Genomic DNA, 8677 nt, shown 5'->3' on the forward strand with positions numbered 1-8677 from the left:
GCCAGCCTCCGATCTCCGCCTCGGTCAGCGGCTTCTCCAGCTTGGCATACTCAACGGCGGCGGCGCGCAAGAGATGGCTCATGTGCAGCGACTCGCCAGCTTCCGCCGCCAGGAAGGCCCCGTAGAGGGCGATATTGCGGATGTTGCCACCGGCCACGTGCAAGCGGGCCAGCTTCTCCAGGTCGAGATTCTCGCGTGGCAGGTCCGGCGGAAAGATGCGCCGCCAGATCTCCAGGCGCATGGCTACATCTGGAAAGGGGAAGTGGACGATGAAGCGCAGGCGACGCAGAAAGGCCGGGTCGAGGGCATGCTTGAGGTTGGTGGTGAGGATGGCCAGGCCACGATAGGTCTCCATGCGCTGCAGGAGATAGCCAACTTCAATGTTGGCGTAGCGGTCATGGCTGTCTTTGACCTCGCTGCGCTTGCCAAAGAGGGCATCGGCCTCGTCGAAGAGCAGGACGGCGCCCCCTTCCTCGGCGGCATCGAAGATGCGGCGCAGGTTCTTTTCGGTTTCGCCAATGTATTTGCTGACGACGGCGGAGAGGTCGATGCGATAGAGGTCGAGCTGTAGCTCGTGGGCGATGATTTCGGCTGCCAGGGTCTTGCCAGTGCCGCTGCTGCCGGCAAAGAGGGCGCTGATGCCCAGGCCACGCGCTCCCTGACGCCCGAAGCCCCAGCGTTCGTAGACGGTTGCCCGCTGACGCACATGGGCGACGATCTCATGCAGTAGACGCTGCTGCTCGTCGGGCAAGACAAGCTGTTCCCAATCCGCGGTTGGGGTGAGACGCTGGGCCAGATCGTCCAGGACCGGGCGAGCCTGCAGACGGCAGGCGTGCCAGAGCCGCTGCGCTACCTCGTCGGCGGACAATTCCAGGGGCGCGGGTTCGGGCAGGAGCTGAGCGCAGACACGCTCGATGGCGGCCCCTCCAAGGGGGAATTGCATGGCCAGCGCTTCGACATGGCCGTTGAGATCGGCAGCCAGCGGCAGGGCGCTCAGGGCGCGTCGCCAGAGCTGCTCTTGCTCTGCCAGGGGTAGCGGCTCTAGCTCAATGCTGACCAGAGAGGTCGGCGCCAGGGCGAGTCGGAGGGTGGCGGCCTCGCGACAGCTCAGGATCAGCGGCGTCTGCAGCAGGCGGGCCAGATGTTCAACTGCCTGCCGGGTGGGACGATCTTCGGGCGTGAGCTGGCTGCAGTCGAGCAGCAGGGCGCTGCCGGTCAGCATGGCCTGGCGCTCCCAGAGGCGCGCCCAGCGCTCGCGCTCTGCGCAGGCCAGAGGAAGGTCAGTGGCAGAGAGGGCGTGGAGACGCAGACCCAGTTCCTGGCAGGCTCGCGCCGCCAGCCGTAGCCCATCCTGCTCTTGGGGGACGGCCAGGATGATGAGCGGCCAGCGCTGCTGCCCGGGTCCAGACCAGGGGGAGGAGGATGCACGTTGCTCGCTCCAGGCGGCGCGCAGACGGGCGCAGGCCCGCTGCTGCGAGGGGAGCAGCTCACCTGCCACGGGGGCCACGGGCAGAAGCAGGCTCAGACGCGGATCATGGTAGGGCAGGCCAATCAGGTAATGGAGGATTGGCTCATCGATGCGCAGGGGCGTCATGGTGAGGGTGGCGCCGCTGCCGAGGGCGAGGAGCTGCCAATGGCGTAGGGGTGCCTCGGGCGTGAGGGCGTCCCAGTGGGCGTCTGGGAGAGCGGCCAGCGCCAGGCTGAAGGTGGGCAGCGCCGCCTGACTGCGGTCGCTCGCGGGTTGCCCCATTGCCTGGGCGCAGAGACCGGCGAAGCTGCTGTCTAGCTCGACTCCGGCGCAGAGGAGCAGCAGGTCGCGCTCAAAAGACGAGAGGCCGAAGGCCGAGCAGAGTCGCTGCAGAGGGGCTGGTCCTGGCAGGGCAGAGGCCGCGGCGGTCAGAGATTGCTCCAGGCGCGAGGGATCGCTCTCCTGCTGCTGCAAGGCTGGCTCTTCTTCTCCGCGGCAGCGTGCGCAGTGACGCACGAGGGCCTGACGCACGAGGGCCAGCGCGGCCAGGAGGTGACGGCGCTCGGCGGCTGCTCTTTGGCTGTCTGAAGCTGATTCTGCTTCCTGGCTCATTCCTGTCATGATGGCTGCCCTGGGTTATACTTGTCTCCGGCAGACATGCGCCGCCCTGGCCTGGCTTCAGGGGTCGGCGCTGCTTCCTTGAGGAGGGCCGTGACTTCATAGGTCATGGCCAGACGGGCGTGGGCTTGCCAGGCGCTCCAGAGCCTGGTCTGCTCTTCCATGCCGAGAAATTCGGGTCGAATGCGCAGCTCCTGCAGCGGTGCCGCGCTCACGAGGCGGGCCAGGACGTTGGCGCGCGCTCGCCCGGAGCCATCGGCGCTCAGGGCCTGCAGCAGTCCCTGCAGTCGCTCGCCGGAGAGCAGAGCCGCTTGTTGCAGGCAGTCGATGGCCAGTCCGAGGAGCAGCTCGCCCTGTCCGTCGCGTTCTCCGTAGGAGCTGAGCAGGTAGTGGAATTTGAGTGCCAGTAGCTGCCTGCCGGCTTCCCCAGGTTCGGAGTCTGCTGAGCCGGCTCTTGCCGGGGCCGGGCTTTGGCGCCAGCTTGAGTCGGGAGTCAGGCGATAGAGGTAGAGGTTGAGCTGAGGCCGCTCCTCAGTTCCCAGGGCAATGCGATCCGGCGGCAGGGCGGTGACAAGTACTTCTCCCAGACCCGCCGACCCCGCCTGCTCGATCAGGGTGTTCTCCAGCAGCCTTTTGAGAATGAAGGTGACTGCCGCCATGCTCCAGGCACTGCGCATGCTGTTCTCCCCTGCACTCTGCTAGCTCGCTGCAGTTCGCTCTCTTTCGGCCTGCTGCCTTCGGGCGCTGCTCCTTTCCAGCACCGGGGCAAGCCGGGATGTCTCCGGCAGAGATGGATCTCAACCATGAGACTCGCTTAACGTTAGCATAGGGCGCTCTTTTTTCGCTCTATTTGCGCTCTACGCCGACACTACCCTGACTTGCAGGGGCGAGCATGACCACGCACGGCCTCTATCGCCCATCAGTACGTCTGCTCGTTGTGCTGGCCCGGCAAGGTGGCCTTGCGCCTTCCTTGCTTAGTTCTGTTACGCTGTCTTCTTCCAGTCGTTTTTACCTGTTGGTAATCCTAGTCTACGATCAGGTCGTTATCTCCCGGAGGAACGCTATGCGCCAATCGTCTTCCTCAGACGAATCTTCGGCGATCAATGTAGCCGCGCCTTCTCCTGCGCGAGCACTGTCGCCCACGGCGCCGGACCGCGCGACGGAGCTGCAGCGCTGGTTGAGAGCGCTGCGGGCGGCTTTGCCTGTCTATCTGCTGAGTCGCACTCTTTTTGCTCTGCTGAGCTATCTGGCTCCGCTCTTTATGCTGCCGAATTTCAGTTCGCTGGTTCTGCCCCTCAGCAGCCTGGTCCATAGCTGGCATCACTGGGACGCTGCTCACTACACCACGATCGCTCAGACAGGCTATACGCAATGGTGGCAGACGGCCTTTTTCCCGCTCTTTCCTCTGCTCGAACATCTCGGCGCGCCGCTCACGCTCGGCAGCCCCCACGTGGCCGGCCTGGTGATCGCTAATCTGGCCGGCCTGGCTATGTTGACTGTCTTCTATCGCTTGCTGGCCGAGGATTTCTCGGCGGCTCTGGCTCGCAGGACACTGCTCTACTTTGTGCTCTTTCCAAGCGCCTTTTTCCTGGCCGCCGCTTATCCTGAGTCGCTCTTTCTCTTGTGGTCTTTGCTGTGCTTCTATGGCCTGCGCCATCAGCGCTGGTGGCTGGCCGGCCTCTACGGCTTGCTGGCCGCTCTGACACGCCCCGCCGGTCTCTTGCTGGTGGTGCTCTTCGTCTACGAGTATGGCAGCCGCTGCGGCTGGCAGTTGCTGCGGCTGCGCCTGAGCGCGCTGGCCGCCGGCCTGATCCCGCTGGGAACAGTACTCTTCGCGCTTTACCGCCTGCTGCGCTTCGGTGATCCTCTGGCCTTCTCGCACGCGCAGGCATGCTGGAATCGCTATCTGGATCTGCCGGGTTTGAGTGTTTTGCAAACAATGCTGTCGTTCTTTCATGCTCATCTTGTTTCTTTTGATGCCATTCACAATGCTTTCGATCTGATCTGTGTACTGTTTATCGCCCTGCTGGTGACCCTCTGCTGGGTCGGCCCCTGGCGCTTGCCGGCAGAGCGACGCGGCTATGCGCTCTATGCGCTGCTCTTCTGTGTCTTCGGTCTGCTCTGGCTGACGCGCGGTGGTGCGCCGCTCAATGCTTTTCCGCGCTATTTGCTGGAGGCGGCGCCGGCCTTTGTGGTGCTGGGGCTGCTGATGGAGGATACGAGCGAGCACTGGTCACGTTTGCGCTCAGTGCTGGGCTACTATCCGATCTACGCGACGGCTCTGTTGAGCTTCGCGCTGCTGCAGTTTCTGACGGGGCGCTGGATGGTCTAGCTGGTTGTTGCGAAGCGGTAGGGGACGATGCCCGGTGGCATTGGGCGCTCGTGCGTTGAGCAAGGGGCTACGTCAGGAGTATAATACAGGCAGTACATTAAGGGAGGCTGCTCTATGGCTTTTGATCCCCGGCACCGCAGTCGAGTGCTGATCGATGGGCGCGAGCGGGCCGCGGCTCGCGCTATGCTGAAGGCTATCGGTTTCCGCGATGAGGATTTGCAGCGGCCCTTGATCGGCGTGGCGAATACGTGGATCGAGACGATGCCTTGTAATTTCCACCTGCGCCGCCTGGCCGAACATGTCAAGGCGGGCATCCGCGCCGCCGGCGGAACACCGATGGAGTTCAATACGATCGCGGTCAGCGATGGTATTTCTATGGGCACCGAGGGCATGAAGGCCTCGCTGATTAGCCGCGAGGTGATCGCCGATTCGATCGAGCTGGTCAGTCAGGGCCAGATGTTTGATGCGGTGATCGCGCTGGCCGCCTGCGATAAGACGCTGCCCGGGACGGCGATGGCGCTGATTCGCTTGAATGTGCCCAGCCTGGTGCTCTATGGTGGCTCGATCGCTCCCGGGAAGTTCCGCGGCCAGGATGTGACGATCCTGGATGTCTTCGAGGCTATCGGGGCGACCGCCGCCGGTCGGATGAGCGAGACGGATCTGCACGAGCTGGAGAACGTGGCCTGCCCCGGCCCCGGCGCCTGCGGCGGTCAGTATACGGCCAATACGATGGCGATGGCGCTGGAATTTTTGGGCCTCTCGCCGCTGGGGACGGCCAGCGTGGGGGCGACCGATCCGCGTAAGGAGCAGGTGGCCGAGCGCTGTGGCCGCCTGGTCGTGGAGATGCTCCATCGCGGTCTGACGCCTCGCGATATTTTGACGCGCAAGTCGTTCGAGAATGCGATCGCCGGCGTGGCCGCCTCGGGCGGCTCGACCAATGCCGTGCTGCATCTGCTGGCGCTGGCACGCGAGGCTGGTATTGCGCTGACGATCGATGATTTCGATGAGATCAGTCGCCGTACGCCGCTGATCGCCAGCTTGAAGCCGGGCGGGCGCTATGTGGCGCTGGATCTGGATCGCGCCGGCGGGACGCCGCTGCTGGCCAGGCGTCTGATCGAGGCGGGCCTGATGCATGGCGATCAGTTGACGCCGACAGGCCGGACGATCGGTGAGGAGGCGGCCCAGGCTCAGGAGACCCCGGGTCAGGATGTGGTGCGTACGGTGGAGAATCCGATTAAGCCGAATGGGGGCCTGGTCATTCTCAAGGGGAATCTGGCGCCGGAGGGCTGCGTGGTGAAGATCGCCGGCCATGAGCGCCTCTATCATCGCGGTCCGGCCCGCGTCTTCAATCGCGAGGAGGATGCGATGCAGGCGGTGATCGGGCGCCAGATCCAGCCGGGCGATGTGGTGGTGATCCGCTATGAGGGGCCGCGCGGCGGTCCGGGGATGCGCGAGATGCTCGGGGTGACGAGCGCGATCGTGGGCGAGGGCCTGGGGGAGACGGTGGCCCTGCTGACCGATGGGCGCTTTAGTGGGGCGACGCGCGGGTTGATGGTCGGCCATATCGCTCCCGAGGCGGCGGTTGGTGGTCCGCTGGCCGCGCTGCGCGATGGCGATACGATTGTGATCGATATTGAGAAGCGCACGGTGAGTGTGGAGCTGCCGGAGGAGGAGCTAAAGGCGCGCCTGGCGAGCTGGCAGCCGCCGGCTCCACGCTATACGAGTGGGGTCTTTGCGAAGTACGCGGCGCTGGTCTCGTCGGCTTCGGAGGGGGCGGTGACGCGCCCGCCGCAGACGGCTCCTTCGGCCTGAGCGCTGAGGGCGCGAGGTTCATATCTGGGTGTGGCGAGTCGGGGGAGATCCTCCCGGCTCGCTCTTTTTTTATTGTCCTCGCATCAGAGGTCCAGGCCGCTACGCTCAAGGGCCTCCTCTAGCTGGGGCAGGCCATCTTTGCTACAGAAGACCAGCCTCTTGTAATGCTTGCTCCAGCAGGTCCCCTACCTGGAGCGCGATGGCCTGCGCTCTCAGATAGGCCAGGTCTAGCTGAGGTCGCTGCACCCGCAAGATCCCAAGAATGTCATTCCACTGCCTGACGGAACTACGCCCACCGAGGACATACCACTCCAGTTTCTGCAGGACGATGACCTCGGGCGGGGCGATAGGGAAAAGACGCTCTCCTCCGAGCTCCAGGGGCCGATAGCGAGCCAGGGCGAAGGCATCGCGGTCGAGGGCGCGGTGCTGGGGAAAAAAGATGTCAACTTTGGTGTATGTTTTGAGCGAGATAATACTGAAACTTCTTTTATAGCGAAAAGCCTGTCGAAAAGCATCTTCGTCAATATAGTAGAAAGGGGCGACTTGCCTGACGAGGGCTTTGATCTGCTGGGGGTCAAGTAGCTCAATGACTACGTCCAAGTCGGCTGTTTGGCGTGGTTCGCCATAAAGCGAGCTGGCGACAGAGCCGCCTACTACGTAGCGAATACCGAGCGCTTCCAGGGCCTCGGCCAGTGGCAATAAGGTCTCTTCGAGAGGAGGAGGAGAAGAAGACACCCGCTGACTCCTTCCTTGTTCAGAACTCCAAACCAGTCCGGGCAAGGGCCTCCTCTAGCTGGGGCAGGCACTGCAAGTCCCTGGCCAGTGTCCTGAGCAGCTCCAGGTTCAGCCCAGACGGCTGCTGCATTTTCAGGATGCCCAGGAAATCATACCAGCGCTCATCACTGGTCGCGCTCTGCTCACCCTGCCAGGCAAGCAGATAGAGAAGGAGAGGCTCGGGAGCGGGTACAGCGCAAGGTGGAGCATTTTCCAGCAGCGGCGCCTCGCGGCGGCTGTCAAGCAGGCGCTGCAGGAGGGGGGCATTTTTTCCGCGGTCGGCGGGCCAGAGCCAGACAGGCAGCAGGCTTTGCAGCTCGATCAGACGCAGACCCGGCCCATCCTCGCTCGTTTCGTCGAGCCAGAAACGCGCTGGCAACCGCTGCTGCAGGGCCTGGCGCGCTGGCAGGCGCTCAACGGCCAGGGAGATGTCGCCCAGGGACCGGTGGACCCCATAGAAGGGGATCGCCAGCGAGAGGGGGACCGCTGTGATCTGCAGCGCCTCCAGCGCGGAGAGGAGCGGCCAGAGGACCTCTGGCAGCGAGGGGAAGCGATTCGCTTCCACCTCCGATAGACGGCGGCGGCGTTCCTCAGCGAGGTGCACAATGGCGGCCCCGTAACGGAAGCGTGCACGGCTCAGGGCGGCCTCATGGGCATCGAGGTCGGGTCTCTCGCTCATTACGGCCAGGCGTCCGATGTTGATCGCAGAGCCTGTCAGGTCCCAGGCCATCGCGACCCGCCTGGCGGGTGGCAATGTACGCAGCATGCCCAGCCAGATTTTCTCAACCTTTAGCGATGTATCGGCGGAAAGCAGGGCTTCCACGTTTGCGCTCCCTCCCTCTTGTTCCTCTTTCGTTTCAATCGCCATTTCAATCCCAAACGGGCTTTTCCTCTCTTTCAGAGAGTCAGTCGGTCACCAACCATCGAAGAGGCACTTGAGTTTCAATCCCAAACGGGCTTTTCCTCTCTTTCAGAGCCCTCGCGGTCACGCGCCCTGATCCTCCAGCAAGTGGTTTCAATCCCAAACGGGCTTTTCCTCTCTTTCAGAGTTACATAAAAATCTGGTCGGACTATCTCCAATATCTAAAGTTTCAATCCCAAACGGGCTTTTCCTCTCTTTCAGAGTGACGAGGTGGTGATGATTTCTCCATTGCGCGGGAGTTTCAATCCCAAACGGGCTTTTCCTCTCTTTCAGAGAGGACGCTGAAGCGGTCATAGACTTGCTCCAATTGGAGTTTCAATCCCAAACGGGCTTTTCCTCTCTTTCAGAGTTCAGCGGCATTCCTACGTGCTGCTGCTCAAGCACGGGTTTCAATCCCAAACGGGCTTTTCCTCTCTTTCAGAGCTGAGCAAGCGGACCCAGAGGCCGCCCTGCTCTAGCTGTTTCAATCCCAAACGGGCTTTTCCTCTCTTTCAGAGACGCGTTGAGGCAGCTCGGTGCGTTGCTCTCATCGGCTGTTTCAATCCCAAACGGGCTTTTCCTCTCTTTCAGAGACGCGTTGAGGCAGCTCGGTGCGTTGCTCTCATCGGCTGTTTCAATCTCAAACGGGCTTTTCCTCTCTTTCAGAGAGGGGCTGCTGGAGCAGTGGATAGACCGGCCCCTGAGTTTCAATCCCAAACGGGCTTTTCCTCTCTTTCAGAGCTAGCCTACGTCCCAGTCAGCTTCACCCTAG

At 62.8% G+C, this 8677-nt stretch carries 6 protein-coding genes and 1 CRISPR repeat array; of the genes, 2 read left to right on the plus strand and 4 right to left on the minus strand.

Features of this window, described 5'->3' with window-relative positions:
- Both IRZ31_RS17955 and IRZ31_RS17960 read right to left on the minus strand, forming a co-directional pair.
- On the minus strand, positions 1-2089 hold a 2089-nt coding region (locus IRZ31_RS17955), incomplete at its 3' end, for an ATP-binding protein (protein WP_297156170.1).
- Entirely contained in the window at positions 2086-2763 is a 678-nt protein-coding gene (locus IRZ31_RS17960) for a DUF4255 domain-containing protein (protein ID WP_297156172.1), read from the minus strand. The genes IRZ31_RS17955 and IRZ31_RS17960, both read right to left, overlap by 4 nt.
- Positions 2764-2978: 215 nt before the next feature.
- Between IRZ31_RS17960 and IRZ31_RS17965 the strand changes: the two genes are divergently transcribed.
- Together IRZ31_RS17965 and ilvD are read left to right on the plus strand one after the other, a co-directional pair.
- A complete protein-coding gene (locus tag IRZ31_RS17965; protein WP_297156174.1) occupies positions 2979-4418 on the plus strand; it encodes a mannosyltransferase family protein in 1440 nt (479 codons plus the stop codon).
- A gap of 114 nt (positions 4419-4532) precedes the next feature.
- Positions 4533-6230, plus strand: a complete 1698-nt coding sequence (gene ilvD / locus IRZ31_RS17970; protein ID WP_297156176.1) for a dihydroxy-acid dehydratase — start codon at positions 4533-4535, stop codon at positions 6228-6230.
- A 141-nt stretch (positions 6231-6371) separates the two neighbouring features.
- Here ilvD and IRZ31_RS17975 read toward each other — a convergent pair whose 3' ends face one another.
- Both IRZ31_RS17975 and IRZ31_RS17980 read right to left on the minus strand, forming a co-directional pair.
- Entirely contained in the window at positions 6372-6965 is a 594-nt protein-coding gene (locus tag IRZ31_RS17975; RefSeq protein WP_297156178.1) for a hypothetical protein, read from the minus strand.
- Positions 6966-6984: 19 nt separating this feature from the next.
- Entirely contained in the window at positions 6985-7827 is an 843-nt protein-coding gene (locus IRZ31_RS17980; RefSeq protein WP_112431932.1) for a hypothetical protein, read from the minus strand.
- Between the two features lie 43 nt (positions 7828-7870).
- Positions 7871-8646: a CRISPR direct-repeat array (repeat unit 37 nt; unit sequence GTTTCAATCCCAAACGGGCTTTTCCTCTCTTTCAGAG).
- Positions 8647-8677 lie beyond the last annotated feature (31 nt).

Origin of the sequence: Thermogemmatispora sp. (assembly GCF_019683635.1) — a bacterium.
Classification (GTDB): domain Bacteria; phylum Chloroflexota; class Ktedonobacteria; order Ktedonobacterales; family Ktedonobacteraceae; genus Thermogemmatispora.